Source organism: Petroclostridium xylanilyticum, from assembly GCF_002252565.1.
GTDB lineage: Bacteria > Bacillota > Clostridia > SK-Y3 > SK-Y3 > Petroclostridium > Petroclostridium xylanilyticum.
Genome location: NZ_NPML01000013.1, coordinates 32280 through 55750 on the forward strand (window position 1 = coordinate 32280; position 23471 = coordinate 55750).

A 23471-nucleotide genomic window follows, 5' to 3' on the forward strand; every position below is an offset into this window, starting at 1 on the left:
GCCAAGAAAATACTGTGAACCGTGAACCGTGAACTGTGAACCGTGAACTAAAATAAGTACTTAGTAATACTTATATAGAATTCTATTTCAGTGGGTGTGAAGTATTTTATGAGGTTTATTTATTCATTACGTTTTAAATTAATTGTTCTTTTTCTGCTGAGTATTGTGATACCTGTTTTAACGCTTTCCTTCGCCATGCCTTTTTATTATCAAAATTTAATGGAGAGGGAAACCAAAATACTGACAGCCAGTACGCTGACGGCAATGGCCCAAAACATCTCAACTTATCTGGATGATTTGGAAAGATTGACCATAATGCCTTATTTAAATGACGACATTTTATTTGCCGTCAAGTTGAAAGCCAGGGGGGAATATGAACACTCGGACGAGTATGCCCGGCTGATTGCTGACAGGGCTCTCAATAGTACTTTGCCTAATTTTTTGCAAAATACCAGAAAAGATATTTTAGGCTTTATTCTTTTCACCTATGATAATTCGTTGTTTGCTGCATGGAAACACGACTACACACAGATAATTAAAGATTATCCTGTTTCCGGGCAGGAATGGTATAGAGAAGCGGTGAAAGCAGACGGGAAGGTCGCATTTATCGGATTGCATACATCGGACTATTTTTCCCCGCCGAATGTAACTGAAGTTTTTTCGGTAGCACGCCTGATTAAAGACCCCAACACACACGAACCGCTGGGTGTAATCATGGCAGATGCAGATACTTCGATATTTGGAAAAATGGTGAGCAGGATTAAATTCAATGTAAATTCCATTGTGTCCATCCTGGACCACAATGGACGCTTATTATACTCTAATCAGCCTTTGTCAGCTGATATCCGGAGTCAGATACAAAAAAATGCTCCCATTATAAAAGGTGAACAGGACTCTTATACATTAGTTGCAAAAAACATTGAACCTGCTGATTGGAAAATCGTTGTCCTGCTCTCTTACTCCGAAATTGCATCACGGGTAAGATGGATGTATACCATTGGCGTTTTATTTGCAATAGGCGGTTTGTTTGTTACATTTTTACTATTCTCCGGGCTTTCACACGGGATCATTACTCCTTTTAAAAAAATGATAGAAGTGATGAAAAAGGTTGAACAGGGAAATTTAAAAATTCAATTCCAGACACGGGGGAATGATGAGATAGCACAATTAGGAAATGCATTAAATAACATGATATTTAAATTAAATGAACTCATTGACCGGGAGTACCGAGCCATACTCAACCAGCGCAATGCTGAATATCATGCACTGCAAGCCCAGATTCAGCCGCATTTTTTATATAATACCCTGAACGGATTTATTGGACTCAACCGGTTAGGCGACCGTAAAATGTTGGAAAAAGCGATTTTATCCTTAACAGGCATGCTTCGCTATATTCTAGAACATGATGATTGGACATCGATTGCGGAAGAATTTCTCTTTTTGCAAAGATATTGTGGACTTCAAAAACTTCGGTTTGACGACCGTATGAAAGTAAATATTCAATTTGATGATAAAATAGGAAGTTATAAAATTCCAAAGCTGCTTTTACAGCCAATTGTTGAAAATGCCATTATACATGGCATCGAACCGCTGGACCGAACATGCCTTATAGATATTTGGGCAGGATTAGAGCAAAAAAATGATCAATCCCTATTGAAAATTTCTGTAAAGGATGATGGAGCAGGCTTTGATAAAAGTTCTCAATATATCAAGCCCAATATAGGTCTTTCCAATGTCCAGGAGCGGTTAAAGATGGCATATCAAGATGCCATCTTTGAAATTGAAAGCCAAATAGGTTCGGGGACACACGTTGTGATTACAATTCCAGAAAAGGAAGTGAAAAGATGAAAATATTGATAGCTGACGATGAAAAAATGGTCAGGATAAGTCTTAAAAGCATGTTGATGGATATGAATTTACCATTGGAAATTGTCGGTGAGGCAAAAAATGGGGAAGAATTTGTGAATATGTTAGAAACATTTACTCCTGATATCGCTTTTGTGGATATAAAAATGCCTAAGCTCAATGGGTTAGAGGCAATCAAAATTGGGAAAACCGTTTCACCCCATACCCAGTGGGTTATTCTTACAGGATTTTCACAGTTTGATTATGCTCAGGAAGCCATTAGACTTGGTGCCTCCAACTATTTGCTAAAACCGGTAAGCCCTGAAGAATTGGAAGAAACACTTAAAATATTAATAAAACAAAATAAAGAATATCAGATAACCTTGAATAAAAAATTTGAGAGAGATATTATCTCTTTGTACTACGATATAGATTTTATACAGGAAAAAGATGCTGAACATATTATTTTAAAATCAAAACTTATGGGAGCGGTTTTTTGCATAGACAGTTCCTTAAATGAGAATTGCAAAGCAGAACGCCAGCGGAAATTTTTTTACGCGCTGCGTTCAATTATCGACAGTTTATTGGTTAATGATATAAAAATTGCATTATTTAATCTATCCAACGGAGATCTGGCTACAGTTTGTGCCTGGAATTTCATACAAGAAAATGAATGTAAGCAGCTGATTAACAGTTATTTTGAAAAAGTTGTGCACCTTGTTAATCAATTAAACGATTCTCAATTTTCCATAACAGTTTTACAAACCGATGAGTTTTCTCATTATAAATCATTCTATGAACAACTTTATCAAATTCAAAAACTAGCTCCTCTTCGGGTAATGCTGGGAATAGGGATAAAATGGACGATACAGGACCTTATTCTAAACGAAAAGGATCCGGCCAAACTTAGGCTTAGTACCTTACTCATTAATTTATGCGAGTATTATAATGAAAACATGTACCTGCATTATGGAAAAGTTTTAAAAGAGTTGAAATCACTGATGTTAGATTTTAAATGCATCAATAATTCAAAAGTCAAAAAAGCTATATCCGGATTTTTATTTTGTTCAATGAATTGTAAGCTTGAAATAAACCAAGATATGAATTCATGGATTAACACGCTGGATAAGTATGGAGAACACTTACTGGTTCAAAATAAAACAGAAAAAATAAGCCAACCGGACCTGGTAAGCCAGGTTATTTCCTTTATAGACCAGAACTATATGTATGATATTGGCATCGGTCCTATTGCAGAAAAATTAAATATTACGCCAAACTACTTAAGCAGCTTGTTCCATAAAAAAACCGGTATGAAATTTATAGATTACTTAACAGAAGTCCGTATATTAAATGCAAAAAAAATGCTTACAGACAATCCTCAAATGCAGGTAAAACAAGTTGCAAAGGAAGTTGGATATTATAGCACTCGTCATTTCACAAAAGTATTTGTAAAATTTGTTGGCTGCTATCCTTCTGAGTACCAAAAAAATTTTAACAACAAGAGAGCTGAATAAGTACTATAGGGCGGACACATAGGCCCGCCCCTACAAAATAAATATATATGGTATACTGTAAAACTCAGCCTACAATTTTCTTAAACTTTTCATAGGCCTCATTCCATGCATTTACATCCTGAGGTTCATATATCGTTGTAGGGAAGGATTTCTTTACAATCTGCCTTACTTCCCTTAAAGTCTTTACTTCACCCAGCGCCATTGCCTGTACCATAAGATTTCCTATGGAAGTTGCTTCTACCGGCCCTGCCATTACTTCTTTCCCTGTGGCATTTGCCGTAAACTGGCACAGCATGGTATCTTTTATACCGCCGCCCACCATATGAATGACGGACAATTCTTTGCCTAGAATATCCTGCAGGCTTTCTACCGTTTTTCTATACTTTAAGGCAAGGCTTTGTGCAATACAACGTACTACCTCGCCTTTACTTTCCGGAACCGGTTGATTTGTATTTTTACAGAATTCCCTGATTTTATTCGGCATATCTCCTGGGGTAATAAAAGATTCATGATCAGGATCTACAAAAGATACAAAGGGTTTTGCCTCTCTCGCCATTGCTTCCAATTCTGCAAAACTTGTCTTATCTCCCTCCCTGTCCCACTGTCTCTTACATTCCTGTACAAGCCACAGTCCCATAATATTTTTGAGGAATCTTATCTTATTATTTACACCGCCTTCATTAGTAAAGGATAGTAAACTGCTTTTATTATTAATAACCGGTTGGTCAATTTCAACACCCATCAATGACCATGTCCCGCAGCTTATATAAACATAGTCTTCATCTATGGCAGGAACCGAAGCTACTGCTGATGCAGTATCATGGGATGCAGTGGCTATAACTGATATTTCTCCGGTACCTAATTCATGTACAATGTCTTTGGACAATGAACTTATGACAGTTCCTGAAGGCACAATACTGGTAAATAAGTGTTTTGGCAATCCCAGCCGTTCCAGTATTTCTGCTGACCATTCCCTTTTTTCCGGATCTAACAGCTGAGTTGTACTTGCAATACTGTATTCCGTTGATTTTACCCCAGTTAAGAAATAGTTAAACAAGTCGGGCGTTAACAATAAGGTCTTTGCTTCTCTCAATAAAGGTGAATTGTAATATTTCATAGAAAACAATTGAAAGATAGTGTTCAATTTCATGAATTGTATTCCAGTCTTGGAATATAATTCATCCCTGGGAATAATCTTAAAAACTTCCTCCATCATTCCATCGGTCCGGGTATCCCTGTAGTGATAGGGATTTCCTAAAAGATTTCCCTTTTCATCCAGTAAACCAAAATCTACACCCCAGGTGTCAACGGCCATAGAAGCGATGTCTTTATGTCCGCTGTTCACGCATTTTAATATTCCCTGCTTGATTTCATAAAACAGCCTCAATGTATCCCAGTAAAGGCTGCCTCTAATATTTACCGGATCATTGGAAAATCTATGCATTTCTTCAGTAGTTAACTTTTCTCCGTCAAAAGTACCCAGAATTGCCCTACCACTGCTTGCCCCAAAATCAAATGCCAGCATTTTTAATGGTTTTTTCATTGTGCCCTCCCTATCTTTATCTCTTACCGTATAATGGTCCAAAGTTAGCGCAAGCCCTATAATCAGCACCTTCTAAGTCTTTTGTACCAAAAGCAGCCCATGCGCTTGGTCTGTAAATTCTATCCTCAGATACGTTATGCATGCATACCGGAATTCTCAGCATGGATGCAAGGGTAATTAAATCTCCTCCAATATGTCCATAGCTGAATGCACCGTGATTTGCACCCCAGTTTGCCATTACAGAGTAAACATCCTTGAATGCACCTTCACCAGTTAAGATTGGCGCAAACCATGTGGTTGGCCATGTTGGATTAGTACGTTTATCCAGGATATCATGAACTTCTTCCGGTAACTCTACCGTATATCCTTCAGCAATTTGAAGTACAGGACCAATTCCCTTAATAATATTAATTCTTGACATGGTTACAGGCATTCCGCCTTTTGTCAGAAAATCGGATGAGTAACCACCACCCCTGAAATATCCCATATCGGCCGGTCTCCATAATGTAGCATCAAGGCATTTGCCGGCTTCTTCAGGAGTAATTTCCCAGAAAGGCTTCATAGCCGGTTTCCCGTCGATGGATTGTTCTCCACATCCATCCAACGCAGCAGGACCGGAGTTGATAAGGTGAATAAGCCCATTTGCTGCCAAACCGGTTAATTCATAACCTGTAACCCGTTTTACTGCTTCCGGACTCCAGTAAGTTCTAACATCAGCAAATACCTGGGCTGTATTGGTTAATAAGTGTCCAAACAGCATAGCAACACCATTTAAGCTGTCATTTTCCGTCGCAACAATGAAAGGTTCTCTGATACCGTTCCAGTCAAAGGATGAATTAAGGATTGCTTCCATAAAGTCACCATTTGGAAAATGGTCGGTCCACTGTCTCTGTCCCTGGAAGCCAGCAGCAATTGCATTATGGCCCAATGCTTCTTCTCCAAAACCAAGTTCTGCAAGTTTTGGATTACCAACCATAAGGTCTCTTGCGATCATTGTCATTTTTATAACGGTTTCCCAATCCTTATCCTTTTTTTCTCTGGAAGTCTGAAGTTCAGGAGCATTATCATCGGGACCTTCTTTGCAATTTTCCTTTACCCATTTCAATGCTTTTTCAAATTCTTCTTTGTCATAAATTTCTTCATCCATTCTTCTAACAAATTCAGACATGTCAACGTATTCATTTCTCATACCGAGATAGTTCTGAAAGAACTCTTCATTGACAATAGACCCGGCAATACCCATAGAAACTGACCCCATGGATAAATAGGATTTGCCACGCATGGTCGCTACAGCTAAACCGGCCTTAGCAAATTGAAGGAGCTTTGCTTTTACATCTTCCGGTATAGTAGTATCCCCGGCATCCTGAACGTCCTTTCCGTAGATGCTAAACGCAGGCAGTCCTTTCTGGTTATGTCCTGCAAGCGCTGCTGCAAGATAAACGGCACCAGGACGCTCAGTACCGTTAAATCCCCAGATTGCTTTTGGAATCATAGGGTCCATATCAATCGTTTCAGTACCGTAACACCAGCATGGAGTTACAGTGATAGATACACCAACTCCCTCTCTGGCAAATTTCTCAGCGCATTGTGCAGCTTCAGCAACACCGCCGATACAGGTATCGGCGATTACACACTCTACCGGCATACCATTTGAATGTCTTAGGTTTTCTTCAAGAAATTTTGCAGCGGCTTTTGCCATGTTCATGGTCTGTTCTTCAAGCGATTCCCTTACCCCTCTTCTTCGTCCATCAATGGTAGGACGGATACCTATTTTAGGAAGAGATCCGCGCAACCTGTTTTGTGGTTCATTCACTTTTAAATCTTTAATGTTCGCCATAGTTTTATCCTCCCTTAATGTATTAAAAATATGTTTTATACTTTATGCACTCGATTACATTAGAGTGTTATTTAGTTGTTCATTAATAATTAATTTTGTCTTCAATCTTATAATCTGGGGAAAAGGTATTTCCTCCTGGTTAATTCTGTCCATTAATAATCCGGCTGCCTTACTCCCAATTTCCATCATAGGCTGCGCAATAATAATGTTAGAAAACCCCAGGATAGAAGTTAGCTCAAGGTCGTCAAAACTGGTAATAGATACCGGCTGCTTTAATTTTCCCCTATTTTCTATCAGATATTTGGTAGCACCTATATGCATGAAATAGTTTGAAATAAATACATTATGTGGCGGATTTTCGATCTCTGTCAGCTCCTTCATTAACTCATATCCGCTTTGTATGTGGAAGTCGCCAAACTTGATAATCTCTTCCTCTAAAGGTATACAGTAATCTTTTAAAGCTCTTCTGTAACCATCATATCTCTCTTTTGCTGAAGTAAGCCTCATATCACCACCAATGAAGCCGATCCTTCTCTGACCCTGATTAATCAGGTATTCTATAGCACCATAACAACCATTGATGTTGTCAACAAGTACCGCATCAGCTACAAAATCTTCTACCAGGCGGTCTACCAGTACCACAGGGATCTTTAAATCCTTTAATTGATTAAAGTGTTTCCCCTCATTGGATGCAGGAATGATAATAATACCGTCAACGCATTTTTCACACAGAAGCTTTATGCGTTCCTCCTCTTCTTCAACACTCTCATTAGAGTTACAAATAATGACACTGTAGCCTTGCTTTCGAAGTTCATCTTCCACCCCTTTGGCAATGGTCATGAAAAAGTCATTAGGAATCTCGGGGCAAATGAAACCTACAGTATAGCTTTTATTAGTTTTTAAGCTTCGTGCAATGCTGTTAATTTTGTAATCCAGTTTTTTTATGCAGTCAAGCACCTTTGCTTTTGTCTCTTCACTTATTCTGGGATCGTCATTTATCACTCTTGATACTGTTGCTGTGGATACTCCGGCAAGTTTTGCAACATCTTTTACAGTAACTGCCATGTATTCTACTCCTAACCATCCTATCTATGCATACGATTACACGCTATAATAAATATATTCTACATAAATTAAAAAATTCCTTCTTTCTACTAAAAAAAGTTCGCAATTTACAAGTAGCAATTTTTAGCAAAGACAAGGGGAAAGGCAAGAAGGACAGAAAAACCGTCCCCTTGTCTTTGTTTTCCTACGATGCCATGATAATTTCTACTTTCTTCTTCTTTAACTCATCCTGCCATTCTTTATCCATTTCAACATCCGTGACAAAATAATCTATCTCATCCAAGGATGCCAGTATGGGAAAGCCCAGCTTGCCAAATTTGCTATGGTCGCATAGAAAGACTACACTGTCTGAACATTCCATCATTGCCTTTTTTATTTCTGCTTCCTGTTCATTGGAGTCAGTTAAGCCCCTATTTAGCGTTACACCCCGGCAGGAAAGGAAAGTCTTATTGGCATAATAATTATTTAATATGGTATTTTCAGCTACTCTGCCCACATAGGATAAGCTGTTTTTTCTTAACACCCCGCCGATGCAGATAACATTAATTCCATCACTTTTAGATAATTCCGCTACAACCTTTTCTGCATTGGTTATGACAGTAATTCCTTTACGGTCTTTTATATGCCGTGCCACATGAAGTGATGAAGTACTTGCATCTAAAAAGATGGTTTCACCTTCCTTGATGAGCTTAGCGGCTGTTCTTCCAATAATATCTTTTCCCTCATAGTTAATGGTCTGCCTTTCTTCTACCGGTATCTCATTGACAGATTCATCAGGCAGTGTAGCCCCGCCATAGGTCCTAACCAGTACACCCTGCTGTTCCAATTTTTCAAGGTCGCGCCGTATGGTTTCTTCGGTAACCGCAAACAATTTACTGAGCTCCGGTACTAATACACTCTTTTTTTGATGAATTAATTCTATTATTTTTTTTCTTCTTTCTACAGCTAGCATACCGTCACTCCATCCTATAATAGTTCGGAGTTTGGAGTCCGGAGTTCGGAGAATTTTCATTTTGAACTCCCCCTATAAATCCGCCTTTCCATCTCCTGGTTAGATAATTTTTTCCCATAAATCTTTATGGGGATTTGCAATTACTATTTTATTCACAAGTAGTCCTTGTTCTTCCACTTTCTTAGCTCCTGCTTCTACTGCTGCTGTAACATCTGCCACGCCTCCTGTCATAAGTGCAATGCATTTTCCTCCCATGCCCCTTGCAAGTCGAATTTCTATCAGGTCTACTACAGCTGCTTTTACTGCCAGGTCTGCCCCTTCTATTGCTGAAGCTACTGTAAATGTTTCAATGATACCTAATGCATTTTTATTTCTAATTTCGGTGGTAGCTGTCAGGGCAGGGAAAACTTGCTGACTCACATTGCCAATTACAAAACTGTCTATAATATTATCTGCAACTACCTGCTTTGCATAGTCTACAGCACTGTTGACCGCTGATAGTTCTCCTCCTATGAGGACAACATACTTTCCAGGACAAAACGGAGTAGCCTGGAGCAGTTCGATTCCTGCGCTCTTCATCATGCCGTCAGCAGTTTCTATACCTTTTGATATACTTTTGAATTCTACTAATCCTATTGAATTTCTCATTAAAACCACCCGTCATAATGAATTGAGAATTATAATTTTCTATAATATTCATCACCTAAAAAATATACATCCCCGCCTTACATACAATTCTCAATTCTTAATTATTATTATCTCTTTATCATTTATCTCATAAACCATTCCATTAATGCTTGAGTGTATATTAGCACCCAAATCTTCGTATGCAACCTGCGCTATCAGTTGTCCCTGCTTTACCTGTTCGCCCACCTTTACAACCGGGGTAGCTGGTTTACCTATATGTTGTTTTAGAGGTATACGGACTTCTGGGACCACCAGCGGCATCTCAACAGTCTTTGATTCTATATCATATTTTTTTAGTCCGCATCTTTCAATAATCCTTTGTGAAGGAAGCAACCGATATTGTCTTTCATTACGCACCTTTTGAGGAGCTTTACCATTAGTATATCTCAAATTATTCTTAATCATCTGATTTTTAACTTCTGAACATATTGTTCTAGGGATTATATCCTGGGTACAGGCGATATAGTCGCATACACCGCAGGCTGAACACAAATGTGATTGCAAATAGGGTGCTGCATCGGTAGTTATTTCATTTGCAACTGACCTTACAGTTTTATGCACCTCTATTGAATAACCTAAAAGATAGCGAGGGCACATATCTGTACACATCCTGCATTGACAGCATGCCGAAGATGCTCTTTTATAAGCCACGCTTGCCTTAATTTTTTTCTTTTGAATAAGTGGATGATTAGCCGGTAATACGATAATCCCTTTGGTAGTCTTGGTAACTACTTCCTTTTGGGGATCACAAATGGATCCCATAAGCGGTCCACCCATAACCACTGTATATCCAATAGTATCATAAAATCCTGCAAAGGCCAATAGTTTTTTTACAGGTGTCCCCACAGGAACACAAAGAGTAACAGGCTCATCCACTTCTCCGGTAACAGTAACATATTTGTATGTTACAGGACTGCCATTTAAAGCCTTGTATATATTAAATAAAGTCTCGATATTTATTACCATTACCCCTACCGATAAAGGAATATTTCCTTCGGGAACAATTTTTCCTGTCACCTCATAAGTTAAGACCACTTCATCCCCGGCAGGGTATATATCCGGTATTTCTTTTATCTCGACCTTACTTGTTTTCAAACTCAATTCATCTATATTCTTCAGATACTTGATATTCTTTGACTTCAAAGCAATGTAAGCTTTGCCGGCATTTAGTGCATCTATTAGTATTTTTAAAGCTTGGACAGCTTCATTTAAATATTCAACAACAAGATGGCGGTCTACTTTTAGCAGCGGCTCACATTCTACCGCATTTACAATAATTGTTTCCACCTTTTCACTTATTTTTTTGTGTGTAGGAAACCCAGCCCCTCCCGCACCTACAATTCCTGCATTATATATGATTTGTTGCAACTCGTTTATATTCATTTACATCACCAAAATCCACCATATTTAAAATTAACCTATAAAAAACATAGCAATAAATCCTTAACAATTCTTAATTGTTAACTAATCCACAATTCCCACTATCGTTGCATCTACCGGAGCATCCTTTTTATCTAATGCCAATCTGGCTGCACTGCCTGTAGCGACAAGGACAGTTTCTCCTATTCCTGCGCCTGCACTATCTACTGCAACAATATATTTTTCAACCAACTCGTTATTCTCAATATATTGGACCAGCATAAACTTAGAGCCGATAAGTAATTCGTTTTTTCTGGTACTGACAACCGTACCTATTACTTTACCAAGTATCATGTTTACACATCCTTATACATTTTCAGACAGTCTTATTCCACATCTATTTTTTGAAGACTTGCCTAAAATTTTAATAATATCACCGGTTTTAATTCCTACAGCATTTCCATCATCGGTATCTATATGCATCTCAGTGTTAAATTTCTCATGAACCCTTACCTGAACTCCACAAAAAAGAGCCGGTCTGCAGCTTCGTGTTTCAACATCCACATAATCGTTATCCTTTAATCCATATCTTTGAGCATCAGCGGGTGTCATGTGAATATGACGATTTGCAATAATGCAACCTTCCTTAATGTGTACAACCCCTCTCGGTCCTACTATTACAATTCTTTCAGAACCGGCAATTTCTCCCGAAGGCCGGACAGGAGGATTTACTCCAAGACGTATTGCATCAGTTTTCGCAATCTCAACCTGCGTATTTTTTCTAACCGGTCCTAATACCCTTACATTTTCTATACTTCTAAGGCTTGGCCCGACAAGGGTAACCTGTTCTTTTGCCGCAAATTCATCCCCCATAAGTTCTTTAAATTTTGTTAATTGATACCCTTTTCCAAATAAGGTTTCCAGGTCTTCCTGAGATAGGTGCACATGACGGGCAGAAATCCCAACCTTGATACCTTCTAATTCTTCTTTTTCTCTTTTATTTACTTTAATACTTTCTTTTTGCTTCAATTCTTTTACAACCTCTGAAACAATAAGAGATACTAATTCTTTTTGGTCCATTATAACACCACCCTTGAACACTATTGTCATATTAACTGCCACGCCGGGCACGCCCGTCACAAATAACGATGAAAATAGCGCTGACTGGTCAGGGCTTCGACTTGGGGACGGTTCCTCAGTCGCATGAAAATCACATGCAACAGACGAACCGTCCCCAAGTCGCATCCCTTCTACCTGCTAAATTTGACTTTTTAGCGGCTTTTAACTCCGAGCTCCAAGCTCCGAGCTATTTTCATATTACTTGATTGATGGAAGTATCTTTTCAATGTCCCCATGTGGTCTTGGTATTACATGCACAGCGATTACTTCGCCCAGCCTGCTTGCGGATGCAGCACCTGCTTCTGTTGCAGCTTTCACTGCTCCTACGTCTCCTCTTACCATAACGGTTACAAGTCCTGAACCTATTTTTTCTGTTCCTACAAGCACTACATTTGCTGCTTTTACCATGGCATCTGCTGCCTCTATTGCAGCTACCAATCCTCTTGTTTCTACCATTCCTAAAGCTTCATTATTCATTGATTTGACCTCCTTAATTTTTTCATTTTCATTATCTTTTTCCTGCTTTGGAGCTTCTTGCTTCTCTTCAAGCTGTAATGCCTTTTTAGCAGTTTCTTTCCTTTTTGATTGAATAGGTTTTTCCGTTGTCTTTTTTTGTTCTGCCTGCCCTTGAGTTTTTTGAGCAATATCTTGCTCTACCTGTTTTGTAATTTCTTTTATGTCTACTTCCGGGATTTGTGCCATTTTCGCACCTCATCCTTTCATTAATTAAAAAACTTCATTATTTCCGGGTGTGGTCTGGCGATAACTTCTGAAGCTACTACCCTGCCAACCCTATTTGCGGCTGCAGTCCCTGCCTCCAAAGCTGCCGTAACTGCGGAAACACTGCCGCGAATAACGACTGTTACCAGTCTTCCGCCTAATCGTCTTTCTGTAGCAATAAGCTCCACATCTGCAGCTTTTAACATGGCATCCAATCCTTCAATTGCAGCTACAAGGCTTTGAACTTCCATTAACGCGATTGAATAATCCATATTGACCTCCAAGTTTGAGATAAAGATATTGATGAAAATAGATTTGCCAGGCTTATTTTCATACTATCATTATTTAATAGTTGGCAATATCTTTTCGATATCACTATGTGGTCTTGGGATTACGTGTACTGCTACAAGCTCGCCAAGTCTCTTTGCTGCTGCAGCACCTGCTTCTGTTGCGGCTTTCACTGCTCCTACGTCTCCTCTTACCATAACGGTTACAAGTCCTGAGCCTATTTTTTCTGTTCCTACCAATACTACATTTGCTGCTTTTGCCATAGCATCTGCTGCCTCTATTGATGCGGTTAATCCTCTTGTTTCTACCATTCCTAAAGCTTCCATGTTAATTAATTCTCCTCTCATTTAATATTTATTTATAATATTTTGATTTAAAGCTCGGAGTTAATAACTCTCCACTCCTCACTGTTTACTCCCCACTTTTCTTAACTTGTCTTTTCCTACATTTGAAATGGTTACGAGCTTTTGTGTTTCATCATCCGGTCGTGCGATTACATGATGTGCTATTACACCGGATGCCCTTTTTGCAGCTTCTACTCCTGCAGCTACAGCGGCCTGGACTGCTGAAACACTTCCTTCAAGCTTTACAAGCATCACCAATGGGACCTCTGCTGCGTCTCCGGCTGCCGGCTTTGTGGAGTCAAGCGCTACAATTCTGACATCTGCTGCTTTCGCAGCTGCATCCGCTGCTTTAATTGCTGTAACATAGCCGAATACTTCAATAAAACCTATTGCTTGATTCCCCATACACTATATCTCCTTATTCACATAGGCTACTTTTATACCTTTCAATGCTATATTTGTTTCCATTGCCTCATTAAGTTCATATAGTCCATACCTATGTGTAATTAATTCTTCCAAAGGAAGACCGATTTCTTTGGCCCTCTTCATAAAAGCAATTGTGACCGGATATTCCTTAGGTGAATATACCCATGAACCTACAACAGTGATTTCTTTATTACATATATCATAATGAGGATTAATCTTACTGTCACCGTTGTCTACAAAGAAGCCTACTTCACAAAGTCCTCCGCCTCTTCTGATATACTTCCATATTTCTGAAGAAGCTGCTGGAACCCCAGTGCACTGGAATGCAAAATCCACACCCAACCCTGCTGTTTTGTCCTTAACGAATGCAATTCTATCATCCAATGTATTGATTTCTTTAAAGTTTATAGTATCTAATGCGCCTAATTTTCTAGTCATCGCTAATCTCTGGTTATCTCCGTCAATAGCAATGATATGTCTTACTCCCAGGGTTTTTAATACAGCGATCACCATTTGCCCTACCGGACCGCAGCCCTGTACCAGTGCTTTGCTGTTGAAGTTTAAAATTCCTGTTGTCTTAGCTCTTTCTACTGCATGTACTGCTACCGCAGCCAATTCAATCAACATTCTCTGCTCGAGGCTCATATCTGAAACTTTATAGAAGGTTGAGCCTTTTCGTATCACAAGATGTGTTGCAAACCAACCATTTAAATGATATTCCTCACTGTCGGGAATCAAACCATAAACTCCTTGATTCTCACAAAGGTTTGGTTTATCAGGATGATGTAAACACATGTTGCATTTTCCACAGACTGAAACCGAAGTTACGATTTTGTCGCCAACTTTTACAGGGTTTCCCACAGTATCTTGTGTAACATTCTTGCCCAGGGCTATGATTTCACCAGTGCCTTCATGTCCTAATACCACCGGTATTAATCCAAACGGGTCACCTTTCCACTCGTGCACGTCAGTTCCGCAAACACCGCAACCCTCCACTTTAACAAGAATTTCATCATCTTTTATTTGAGGAATCGGGAATTCTTTTACTTCTATTTTTTTCAATCCGGTTAAAACTGCTGCTTTTGCCATATTTGATTTGCTGCCGGCAAAAGACTTAACAGTACTTCCACTTAACTCTTCCAGCACTGCCTTTACTAAAGATTCTATATCTTTTTCATTAATCGACATTACTATTCCCCCCATCTTTTCTTATAATGTTCTATATTAGTTCTTTATTTCATGTAGATCTTATAGCTCGCAGTTCACAGTAGTAAACGATTTAATATCTTTTACTGTGAACCGTGAACTTATTGACTTTATCTGCCATGTAAAATTACTTTCAGTAAATGTATAGTAATTATTCAAATAATCGACAACGAATCAACCAGTACGCATCTTCTTTCTCTTGTAAATGTCTTGGTTGAGGTGAGGCCTTCACCCGTTGGTCCGGCAATGGTAAACGTAGCATATCCTTCGCTTCCTACACCAATTCCGGCATAGGATGGTGCATTCTTTACAAAGATTGTAGTTCCGATTGCTTTTGCAAACTTTGTAAGATTGTCTATATTTTTTGAGTGCATATGTGCTGTATGTCTGTTGCCATGTTCTGCTTTTACTGCTAAACGAATAGCTTCATCCACATTATTTACTCTCACGATGGGCAGAATAGGCATCATCAACTCTTCCACCACAAAAGGATGATCTGCACCGGTTTCACAAATGATGCAGCGAATATCATCTTCAACATAGATACCCAACTCCTTCAAAATCAACTTTGCATCTTTTCCTACCCATTTTTTATTAATCATTAATTCTCTCTTAGGCCTATCGGTACATCCCTTACCCTGAAGTTCTTCTTTTTCAGTTAGCACTATTTTTACCAGTTGTTCAATCTCTTCTCCTTTAATAAGGTATGCTCCGTTTTGCTGCATATAGTAAACCAGTTCATCAGCAATATTTTCTAATGCAAATACCTCTTTTTCTGCAATGCAGGGAAGGTTGTTGTCAAAGGTTGCTCCATCTATAATATCTTTAGCTGCTTTCTTAATATCAGCGGTATCATCCACAATTACCGGAGGATTTCCCGCTCCGGCCCCAATGGCTTTCTTACCCGAGGAGAGCAGGGCACGTACAACCCCCGGACCCCCTGTAGCAACAAGAAGTTTCACAGCTGGGTGTTTCATCATAATATCCGCCGATTGCAGTGTTGGCTTATATACGGAACAGACCAGGTTCTTCGGTCCCCCTGCATACATTACTGCTTTATTTACCAAATCTACTGCAAAATTTGATACATTGACTGCATTAGGGTGAGGATTGAATACCACTGCATTTCCCGCTGCAATCATTCCAATACTGTTACAGATTACTGTTTCACTTGGATTGGTACTGGGTGTAATGGCTCCAATCACACCATAGGGTGCTCTTTCTACCAGGGTTAGCCCCCTGTCCCCCGACCATGCTGTAGTGTTTAAGTCTTCAGTTCCCGGGGTCTTGTTTGCTACCAGTTGGTGTTTTAATATCTTATGATCCACCCTTCCCATCCCGGTTTCTTCCACACCCATTTTTGCCATTATTTCTGCATTCTCTAAAGTCAACTTTCTGATTGCAGATATCATTTGCTCTCTTTGCTCAATAGAATACTCCCTTAAGCTGTTATAAGCTTTTTCTGCTGCTTCAAGCGCATCTTCCATCGATTCAAACACACCTAATAGCTTTTTATTTTCTGTTTCTCTTATATTACCAGCTGCTATATTCTTAAGCACCTTTTCTACTATCAGGTTGATTTGTTTTTCATCTATCATTGGTTTCGACCCCCTTTTTCAAATATTTGAGCACCAAATTCAGCAAGCTCTATATCCTGTTCAGCTGTTCCGCCACTTACACCTAACCCACCTACAACTTTATCTGCCTGCTTTAGCGGAACACCACCACCAAAAATGACAATCCTGCCGCTGTTGGTAAACTGCAATCCATACAAAGGACTTCCCGGCTGTGACAAGTTTCCAACTGTTTCAGTAGACATTTTTAATGCTGCCGATGTATAGGCTTTATTAACTGCAATATCAATACTGGCAATAAAGGCGTCATCCATCCTGTGTAGCAGTATTAAATTACCACCTTCATCGGCAATAGCAATTACAACTTTCATGCCTTTCTCTATCGCCTTTTTCTCAATTTCCAACGATAATTGCTTCGCAGCTTGGAGTGTTAACTTACCAAAATCACCTTCATTCTTTGCAGCGAAGAGTCCATCATGTTTTAACTCCTCACTCCCCACCGTCCACTCCCCTCTTTCCTTAACAACTTTTTTTACAATCTCTTTAACTTTCTCCTTAAGTTCTATATATCGCGCCATCACATATATTAAGTCGGAAAGCCTGTTTAAATAGATCAGTCCAAATTCGTTTATTTCTCTTTTTTCCTTTAACCCGACAGCAATTCTTTCAGCCCGGCGTACAATCGTTCTTGCCATATCCAATGCTGCTGTGGAATGGAACGCTCCTGGAAGTATAAAACCTTTAAAGCTTCCAACTTGCTGCTGGTATTTATCTATGAGTTTTTCAATAAATTCAATCTTCTCCTGGGTGATAACATATTTCCCACCAACGACCTGTGCATTAAAGGCTATAATATCTCTTTGAACATATATCAAATCTTTCAGTACATTTTCATCGTCCAAGAATGACCGGGCCAACCCCAGGGCAGAAGTAAATTCATCCATTGTACCGATCAAATGGATTGACAGGTCATTTTTTGATACTCTCTTTTTGCTTAAAGTGTCCGTCATTCCTTCATCACCGGTTTTGGTATATATCATCCTCTAATTCTCCATTCTCAATTGTCAATTCTCAATTCCATGAATTACTCACTTAACACCAAACCAGTAGCAACGGCATTTCTTGGTCCTTCGGTGCCCCGTATATTTCCCCTTCCTGCTACAATCCGGTATTGAGACAACTCATTCGAAATCATTTCAGGAATTTCAAAGTCTAATGCTGACCCTCCTACCATTACCACAAATCCTATATTTCTGATATTTCCTTCCGGAGCCACTGCCGTTAGTGCTCTTAACGCATTGGTAATAAATACCTTCCTTTTGGCTTCCCGTCTTACGAACTGAATCTTTTCCATCGTATACTGCTTGCTTGATTTTATTGGAATCAAAAATTCATCGGTTACTACCACTACCCTGGCATACAGTTCAGGGTCCAGCGGTGTCTCTGAGAATTGAACTGAACCATCTTCAAACCGCAAATGCAGTAAGCTCTCTACTTTCGCTAAAGGAAATTTCTTTATTGATTCAGCCAGTTCTTTATCTTCTAGTGCCAATTCAGAATTAATAAGCATTGTAACCATGTCTCCGGCTCCGGCCAGGTGAATACTTTTGATACTGCCGTTACCACCAATAAGGGCTGCATCAGTAGAACCTCCCCCCATATCCAGTACGGCCAACGGCTTTTCTGTTCCCGGCGTCGTTAATGCTCCCAGTAATGCCATATTTGCTTCCGCACCGGCTATTTTTACATACACCCCTGTCCTTTTGCTGAGTTCCCGGGCTATGCTCTCCATTGGCAGCCTGTTAGTCCTTACCATTGCAGCCAAAAGAACTGCATTTTCCAGCGCATATTCCCCGGCCAGCCCCCCCGCTACCTTCACCGGTATAAAGGTATCTACCGCCAATATATCCCTGATATTCAGGTCTTCAATAGGCTGCCGGGTAAGCTGTGCCATTATTCCTTTGACCCTGGCCATCATACCTCCAACATTTGTACCCGCTTCTCCTGCGATATCTTCTACATTTCCTACACTGCTAAGTGCCGCCATAATTTTGTGGGCGCCATCCATGACATCTATCCGGCTTGAAGCCCGGTCACCCCTTATGGTAAGTTTCCCGGCAGGTATTTTTCTATTTTTCACATCTCCTCCCGGTGTCTTGATAACTACTGCCGAACGGTTTCCTATCAAACTACGGGATATTGGAATTATATTTTTTGTTTCTGCCGGCGACAGATTAAATATAGATGCCAGACCATAGGGGTTGGGCAGTACCTTTATAGTTTCTCCATTGCCTGCTACTTCCACTGCTGCAAGTTTTTCAAGAGGTACCTTGTGTATTAATGTTACTTCATCCACAATGGGAATTTTAGCAATAAGCCGGTTCGAAATTAGTACTGCATCGTCTTTTTGCACAATTGCTCCTCTTACATATATTCCTTGTTGTACTGCCTGGTTAATGATTCTGGCAGCATCTTCATAGTCCCAGTCTTCAGGGATTACTACAATCAGCTCTTCACCCTTCTTGCTTGATAGAAGCTTGCTAATTTCTCGGGTAATACCGGTTGCTATACCTCTTCCACCTGGCGTTGAAGGGTTATGTCCGATCATTGAAGACTCTACAATTACTGTCTCTGAAATTGTTTCCATTGCTGTTTCACTTATTACAGGGGTAGCCTCATTAATCTTGATCACAGCCAGGTCCTGTATCCTTATTCCTGCTTTTTGTACCGCTTCTTCCAATGCAGTGATGATACCGCTGATATTATCCAGCGTACCTTTTATTCCTGTTGTCTTGGTTAATCCTGTGGATAAAAACTTTAAAGTCCCTATATCGTCCTTGGCTGCAATACAAACTTCGGTAGTAGAGTTCCCTATATCAACGCCGGCAATTAACTTAAACAATTTCAAAACCTCTTTCTCTCTCCTACATTTCTATCTTAGTATCTTTCTTGTTTCATATACTTCCGCTGCTTCCCTGATTAGTTTCGCCGTGATTTTGGCCTGATATTTGGTTTCCAGCTCCTGTGCAGCATCCAGTAACTGCTGTTTTGTGGCTCTTCTGGGTCTTAAGAGTTCATATATTTCCAGTACTTTTTCATCTGGAATTCTTGTTAATTCAGCAGCCCTTCTTAAATTATGGGCAAACTGCTTTTTACCATTTGCCTCTGCTACCTGTGCCTGCAGCTCCAATACTTCAGCACTGATTCGAATATCCTCCGGCTTCACTTCTTCATCTACTACTTTTTCCAGCGTTATATCATTCAACGTTTTCCCCGTATAACTCTTAATCAATTCCGGCCTTTTCTGTGCCAGCGGATAATCACTTAGCGTTAGCTTAGAAGTGTTATTTGCAGAGTTCAGAGATTTTACTCCCCACTCCTCACTCCCCACTCCTAACTGTGTTTCCGCTATCCTCTTTACCAGCTGCTCTATTCTATTCTCTTCCATCTACACCACCTGCTTTCCAAAAGAAACCTCTAACGCTACAGGTTTTGCATCATCTTTAACCTTTTCAGTTTCTTTTATATGAAGTAAAGCGGCCTTTGCCTGGAATTTAGGTCTTACCATGCAGTCATTCTGGACAGTAATTGGTGTTGGCGATAATCCCTTGGCATATCTGGCAGCATTTTTTCCTATTTTTCTATATATTTCCTTAGTAATCAATGGTGCCTGTGGAAACAACTCCAGGTTTGTAAGGGGAAATAAGTCTTTCTGGTGGATTACAGCAGTGCCTTTGGATTGCAACCCTATTCCTATTCCGGACCCGCTGAGTTTTGCCGCTGTTAACGCAATAAACGACACATCGGAAGTATTATAGACTTTTACAAATCTGTACCTTAGTCCTTCTTCTTCAATCCCGGCAGCAATTTCTCTCAATACATCATAATGAGATAGTCCATTGATGGTTTCAGTCTGTGATTCTCCAAAAGCGGGAGCAACTCCTATCACCACTTCGTCATTGTATAATCCAACAGCTGCTTCCCCTGTTTCTCTAATAAATAGCTTCTGCTCATTGCTATCAGCTTTAACGCTGGTTGTATTATCTATATTAAAGTTTTGACTTTGTTTTAACCGTTCTAATACTTTAGCAGTAATAAGTTTGACAAGTTGTTCATTGTATTCCATATTGAATCACCCTTCTATCAGCTAGGAGTTCGGATCTTGGAGTAATCCACGGCTTTGGATTTTCATTTCTCCGGGCTCCAGGCTGCAAATCATATCTTCTCCGGATCAATCGCCATACTTATATTTTTAATCTCTTCCCAGCGTTTGCCGTCTACCCTATACCCTGTACCCGGGCCCATATAATCGTTAGGTGCATTGACAGCACTTATTACATTGAATTGGTCATCTAGTATCGAGGAGGTCTGGAGGTAGTCTCCCGATATTCTCTGCTTCAACATATTCAGTACAGCACTGGCCAAATCTTCAAATCCACTGTTATATAAGGCTTTTACAACATCCAAACCTGTTAGCTCTCCGTCAAGCAACTTTTGTGCTGCTCTCAAATCTTCTGTTATATTTCTATCCGGCATGTCCTTGCTGCCGTGAGCATACGTAGCAGCTTCTACCTCTTCATCAGTAATGGGAGGGAATCCAAGTTCTCTGAATACAGCCTGCAAAGCCCGTGCCGCTTTGTTTCTCGCCTGAACTACAGCATGCTCTGTTACCGGCTTTAAGCCTCCGTCAATCTTTAAATCCCGTTGAAGCACATTGTAATCATCAAAGTCTTCTGCATCAAAGTTTGATCCGGCAAACATATTATCGTAGTTAGGTGTTGCGCTATATCCTGAAAATATAAAGTCTGTTCCAGGAAGCATTTGCATTAGCATTCTCGCAGTCCTTCTGATATCTGAATGGGAGAAGGTCTGGTCATTTCCCGATGCAACCTCTAGTCCAAGCATGGCAGCAATAAGGTTCTCCGCCAGAACTGCCCTAATTCCGGAAGGCACAGCCCCCGCGATACCTATACAGCTGATAGCACCGTTCTGGGTTCCCTGGACACCGGCACCTTTAATAACTAGAAGGCAACGCGCTTCCAGGTAGAGCATGGATTTTCCTTCTGCATTTCCCATCAATACTTCTGATCCTGTGCCTGAGGTGCATCGCATTTTCATGCCTCTCGAAGCATAAGCTGATGCCAAAAATGCCTTTGAATAGGGTGTATCATCACCATCTATAAAAACTCTTTCAGTTCCATATACTGAAATGGTTTCAGCATAACAGGTAAGTCCCTTCATACCCATTTTCAACTCAACTGCTTCTTCTACTGCACACTGGGTAAGAATCCCCCGTCTGCCCGATTGGGATCCGATAAGCAGCGCTAAAGCATTTAAAGGGGCGTATCTGGCTATTCCCACCGTGGTTTCTTCTTCATCAAACCCTCTTACAGCAGCTTCAGCTGCATCTGCAGCAATCTGAACCGGATGGTCTTTTAAATTTGTAACATGGCACTGGTTGGAAGGAATCTTTCTTTCCCTCATTTTCTGCATTGCCATCATCATCTCAACTACATTCAGGTACTTCATGATTTCCACCAGCTTGGCCGGGGTGAAACCATTTGCCAGCCGCGCAATATCCTTTTTACTGGTATTAATATCCACCAGCATTCTCGCTACTTTTAGTGAATCGGTATTCATTGCTTCCTGTGCAATTTCTATATCAATAGCATAATCAGCAATAAATCTATCTATAAAATCAAATTCATTTCTTGGTTTTCCGTCCATCTCTACAATAATTCCGTTTTGAATTTTAATAGAAGGCCGTGGGTCCGAATCACTCTCCATAGCGATAAAACCAACCTTAGGCCATTCCTTTACAAAACCGTCATTATGCACGGGACGTTGACTAAGCACTTGGAATCTTTTGGATTTATGCATGTTTGTTCACCATCCGCTAACCCTTGCATTGAGCCAGTACCCGTTTTGTAACTTCAGCCACAATTGCTGTAAGCTCTTTTTCGTCAAAACCTGATTCATTAGTTTTAAGTTCTTGTTTAACCGGCTCGCCCACTCCTTCAATGTTGCAGCTTGGGCACCCAGGATGTTTACCGGGAACATTGAATTTTCTTCTAATATCCATTAATTTTCCGATTTGTTCGCATGAAAGTTCTCTTTCTCCACCCAGCAATCTTGCGGTTAGACTGATTTTCGCATAGAATTCTAATGTTTCCATCTTGAAATAAGCTGTCATCAGATCCTTACCAACTGTTAATGCTCCGTGATTTTCTAATAGAAATGCATCATAACTTTGAAGATACTTGCTAAGTGCATCTGGAATCTCATCGGTAGATGGAGTACCATATTCAGCAATAGGTACGCTTCCCAAGAAGATAATTGCTTCCGGCATTGTATATTTATCTAGTGGAACACCTGCAATGGCAAATCCGGTAGCTGTTGGCGGATGGGCATGAACAACAGCACCTACGTCCGGCCTTTCCTTATAAACTCTGAGGTGCATTTTTAATTCGGAAGAAGGCTTCCATGTACCTTCCAATACTCTTCCTTCTGCGTCGACTTTGATAAGCATATCGGGAGTCATAAATCCTTTACTTACCCCTGTAGGAGTTGCCCAGAATTCATTATCACTTACCTTAACAGTAATATTACCATCGTTTGCAGCAACAAAGCCTTTGTTATAAATTCTTCTGCCGATTTCGCATATTTCTCTTTTTATCTCAAAATCAGACCTCATAATTCAACCCCCTATTTTTATTTATTATTTTTTGTTTATGTTGTTTTTTCTTTGTTTATATTATACACCTTTTATTTATCCATGTAAAGTTATTTTTTGTTTTTGTGTATAAATTCTTAAAGCAGTACAAATAATATATAGGTTTAGGATCAATTATACAAAAACAAAAAAGGAACCACGTTATTTTAACGTTGTTCCTTTAGTTCTCATTCTGCTGTTTTGCTTTTTTTATCTAGCAAACCCAATAAGTTATTATTAAATTCACACTCATATTTTTGTATATTATTTTTTCTTCAAC

At 39.8% G+C, this 23471-nt stretch carries 22 protein-coding genes; 2 read left to right on the forward strand and 20 right to left on the reverse strand.

Translation table 11 applies throughout. From position 1 onward, the window contains the following. The first annotated feature begins 108 nt into the window (after window positions 1-108). On the forward strand, window positions 109-1848 hold the full coding sequence (locus tag CIB29_RS07895; RefSeq protein ID WP_094548503.1) for a cache domain-containing sensor histidine kinase: 1740 nt from the start codon (window positions 109-111) through the stop codon (window positions 1846-1848). Next, window positions 1845-3359 carry a response regulator gene (locus tag CIB29_RS07900; protein ID WP_094548505.1) on the forward strand — a complete coding sequence of 505 codons (1515 nt, stop codon included), beginning with the start codon at window positions 1845-1847 and terminating at the stop codon, window positions 3357-3359. Before CIB29_RS07895 ends, CIB29_RS07900 begins: the two co-directional genes overlap by 4 nt. 64 nt (window positions 3360-3423) lie before the next feature. Here CIB29_RS07900 and CIB29_RS07905 read toward each other — a convergent pair whose 3' ends face one another. The 20 genes from CIB29_RS07905 to CIB29_RS08000 all read right to left on the reverse strand — a co-directional run bounded on the left by CIB29_RS07905 (window position 3424) and on the right by CIB29_RS08000 (window position 23173). Then, entirely contained in the window at window positions 3424-4902 is a 1479-nt protein-coding gene (locus CIB29_RS07905) for a rhamnulokinase (RefSeq protein ID WP_094548507.1), read from the reverse strand. 16 nt (window positions 4903-4918) lie between these two features. Next, entirely contained in the window at window positions 4919-6739 is a 1821-nt protein-coding gene (locus tag CIB29_RS07910) for an L-fucose isomerase (protein ID WP_094548509.1), read from the reverse strand. Between the two features lie 54 nt (window positions 6740-6793). Next, window positions 6794-7804: a LacI family DNA-binding transcriptional regulator gene (locus tag CIB29_RS07915; protein WP_094548511.1), complete on the reverse strand. Its 1011-nt coding sequence runs from the start codon at window positions 7802-7804 to the stop codon at window positions 6794-6796. A 184-nt stretch (window positions 7805-7988) separates the two neighbouring features. Further along, a complete protein-coding gene (locus CIB29_RS07920; protein ID WP_094548513.1) occupies window positions 7989-8816 on the reverse strand; it encodes a DeoR/GlpR family DNA-binding transcription regulator in 828 nt (275 codons plus the stop codon). Window positions 8817-8855: 39 nt separating this feature from the next. Then, window positions 8856-9404 (reverse strand): BMC domain-containing protein, encoded by a 549-nt coding sequence (locus CIB29_RS07925; RefSeq protein WP_094548515.1) that lies wholly within the window; start codon window positions 9402-9404, stop codon window positions 8856-8858. A gap of 90 nt (window positions 9405-9494) precedes the next feature. Further along, complete coding sequence (locus CIB29_RS07930; protein ID WP_094548517.1) at window positions 9495-10826, reverse strand: 4Fe-4S dicluster domain-containing protein; 1332 nt, start codon at window positions 10824-10826, stop codon at window positions 9495-9497. 81 nt (window positions 10827-10907) lie between these two features. Further along, window positions 10908-11156 (reverse strand): EutN/CcmL family microcompartment protein, encoded by a 249-nt coding sequence (locus CIB29_RS07935; protein ID WP_094548519.1) that lies wholly within the window; start codon window positions 11154-11156, stop codon window positions 10908-10910. A 12-nt stretch (window positions 11157-11168) separates the two neighbouring features. Further along, on the reverse strand, window positions 11169-12047 hold the full coding sequence (pduL, locus tag CIB29_RS07940; RefSeq protein ID WP_341444398.1) for a phosphate propanoyltransferase: 879 nt from the start codon (window positions 12045-12047) through the stop codon (window positions 11169-11171). Window positions 12048-12119: 72 nt separating this feature from the next. Beyond that, window positions 12120-12398 carry an ethanolamine utilization microcompartment protein EutM gene (gene eutM, locus CIB29_RS07945; protein WP_094549154.1) on the reverse strand — a complete coding sequence of 93 codons (279 nt, stop codon included), beginning with the start codon at window positions 12396-12398 and terminating at the stop codon, window positions 12120-12122. Between the two features lie 245 nt (window positions 12399-12643). Continuing rightward, window positions 12644-12913, reverse strand: coding sequence for a BMC domain-containing protein (locus tag CIB29_RS07950; RefSeq protein ID WP_094548523.1), 270 nt, complete (start codon window positions 12911-12913; stop codon window positions 12644-12646). A 69-nt stretch (window positions 12914-12982) separates the two neighbouring features. Beyond that, entirely contained in the window at window positions 12983-13261 is a 279-nt protein-coding gene (eutM, locus tag CIB29_RS07955) for an ethanolamine utilization microcompartment protein EutM (protein ID WP_094549156.1), read from the reverse strand. A 72-nt stretch (window positions 13262-13333) separates the two neighbouring features. Beyond that, on the reverse strand, window positions 13334-13678 hold the full coding sequence (locus tag CIB29_RS07960; protein ID WP_094548525.1) for a BMC domain-containing protein: 345 nt from the start codon (window positions 13676-13678) through the stop codon (window positions 13334-13336). 3 nt (window positions 13679-13681) lie between these two features. Continuing rightward, window positions 13682-14887, reverse strand: a complete 1206-nt coding sequence (locus tag CIB29_RS07965) for a zinc-binding dehydrogenase (protein ID WP_094548527.1) — start codon at window positions 14885-14887, stop codon at window positions 13682-13684. 173 nt (window positions 14888-15060) lie between these two features. Next, window positions 15061-16503 carry an aldehyde dehydrogenase family protein gene (locus CIB29_RS07970; RefSeq protein ID WP_094548529.1) on the reverse strand — a complete coding sequence of 481 codons (1443 nt, stop codon included), beginning with the start codon at window positions 16501-16503 and terminating at the stop codon, window positions 15061-15063. Next, a complete protein-coding gene (locus CIB29_RS07975; protein WP_094548531.1) occupies window positions 16500-17519 on the reverse strand; it encodes a cob(I)yrinic acid a,c-diamide adenosyltransferase in 1020 nt (339 codons plus the stop codon). Before CIB29_RS07975 ends, CIB29_RS07970 begins: the two co-directional genes overlap by 4 nt. A gap of 44 nt (window positions 17520-17563) precedes the next feature. Further along, window positions 17564-19381, reverse strand: a complete 1818-nt coding sequence (locus CIB29_RS07980; RefSeq protein WP_094548533.1) for a diol dehydratase reactivase subunit alpha — start codon at window positions 19379-19381, stop codon at window positions 17564-17566. Between the two features lie 30 nt (window positions 19382-19411). Next, the gene (locus CIB29_RS07985; RefSeq protein WP_094548535.1) at window positions 19412-19927 is read right to left on the reverse strand and encodes a diol dehydratase small subunit; all 516 of its coding nucleotides are present in this window, start codon (window positions 19925-19927) and stop codon (window positions 19412-19414) included. Continuing rightward, window positions 19928-20605: a propanediol/glycerol family dehydratase medium subunit gene (locus CIB29_RS07990; RefSeq protein ID WP_094548537.1), complete on the reverse strand. Its 678-nt coding sequence runs from the start codon at window positions 20603-20605 to the stop codon at window positions 19928-19930. It abuts the gene before it with no gap. 89 nt (window positions 20606-20694) lie between these two features. Continuing rightward, on the reverse strand, window positions 20695-22359 hold the full coding sequence (locus CIB29_RS07995) for a propanediol/glycerol family dehydratase large subunit (protein WP_094548539.1): 1665 nt from the start codon (window positions 22357-22359) through the stop codon (window positions 20695-20697). 16 nt (window positions 22360-22375) lie between these two features. After that, window positions 22376-23173, reverse strand: coding sequence for a class II aldolase/adducin family protein (locus CIB29_RS08000; RefSeq protein WP_094548541.1), 798 nt, complete (start codon window positions 23171-23173; stop codon window positions 22376-22378). Window positions 23174-23471 lie beyond the last annotated feature (298 nt).

Bases quoted from the DNA above. Each gene is read 5' to 3' on its own strand.
- CIB29_RS07895 (WP_094548503.1), top strand. From the start codon at position 109: ATGAGGTTTATTTATTCATTACGTTTTAAATTAATTGTTCTTTTTCTG.
- CIB29_RS07900 (WP_094548505.1), top strand. From the start codon at position 1,845: ATGAAAATATTGATAGCTGACGATGAAAAAATGGTCAGGATAAGTCTT.
- CIB29_RS07905 (WP_094548507.1), bottom strand. From the start codon at position 4,902: ATGAAAAAACCATTAAAAATGCTGGCATTTGATTTTGGGGCAAGCAGT.
- CIB29_RS07910 (WP_094548509.1), bottom strand. From the start codon at position 6,739: ATGGCGAACATTAAAGATTTAAAAGTGAATGAACCACAAAACAGGTTG.
- CIB29_RS07915 (WP_094548511.1), bottom strand. From the start codon at position 7,804: ATGGCAGTTACTGTAAAAGATGTTGCAAAACTTGCCGGAGTATCCACA.
- CIB29_RS07920 (WP_094548513.1), bottom strand. From the start codon at position 8,816: ATGAAAATTCTCCGAACTCCGGACTCCAAACTCCGAACTATTATAGGA.
- CIB29_RS07925 (WP_094548515.1), bottom strand. From the start codon at position 9,404: ATGAGAAATTCAATAGGATTAGTAGAATTCAAAAGTATATCAAAAGGT.
- CIB29_RS07930 (WP_094548517.1), bottom strand. From the start codon at position 10,826: ATGAATATAAACGAGTTGCAACAAATCATATATAATGCAGGAATTGTA.
- CIB29_RS07935 (WP_094548519.1), bottom strand. From the start codon at position 11,156: ATGATACTTGGTAAAGTAATAGGTACGGTTGTCAGTACCAGAAAAAAC.
- pduL (WP_341444398.1), bottom strand. From the start codon at position 12,047: ATGCGACTTGGGGACGGTTCGTCTGTTGCATGTGATTTTCATGCGACT.
- eutM (WP_094549154.1), bottom strand. From the start codon at position 12,398: ATGAATAATGAAGCTTTAGGAATGGTAGAAACAAGAGGATTGGTAGCT.
- CIB29_RS07950 (WP_094548523.1), bottom strand. From the start codon at position 12,913: ATGGATTATTCAATCGCGTTAATGGAAGTTCAAAGCCTTGTAGCTGCA.
- CIB29_RS07960 (WP_094548525.1), bottom strand. From the start codon at position 13,678: ATGGGGAATCAAGCAATAGGTTTTATTGAAGTATTCGGCTATGTTACA.
- CIB29_RS07965 (WP_094548527.1), bottom strand. From the start codon at position 14,887: ATGTCGATTAATGAAAAAGATATAGAATCTTTAGTAAAGGCAGTGCTG.
- CIB29_RS07970 (WP_094548529.1), bottom strand. From the start codon at position 16,503: ATGATAGATGAAAAACAAATCAACCTGATAGTAGAAAAGGTGCTTAAG.
- CIB29_RS07975 (WP_094548531.1), bottom strand. From the start codon at position 17,519: ATGATATATACCAAAACCGGTGATGAAGGAATGACGGACACTTTAAGC.
- CIB29_RS07985 (WP_094548535.1), bottom strand. From the start codon at position 19,927: ATGGAAGAGAATAGAATAGAGCAGCTGGTAAAGAGGATAGCGGAAACA.
- CIB29_RS07990 (WP_094548537.1), bottom strand. From the start codon at position 20,605: ATGGAATACAATGAACAACTTGTCAAACTTATTACTGCTAAAGTATTA.
- CIB29_RS07995 (WP_094548539.1), bottom strand. From the start codon at position 22,359: ATGCATAAATCCAAAAGATTCCAAGTGCTTAGTCAACGTCCCGTGCAT.
- CIB29_RS08000 (WP_094548541.1), bottom strand. From the start codon at position 23,173: ATGAGGTCTGATTTTGAGATAAAAAGAGAAATATGCGAAATCGGCAGA.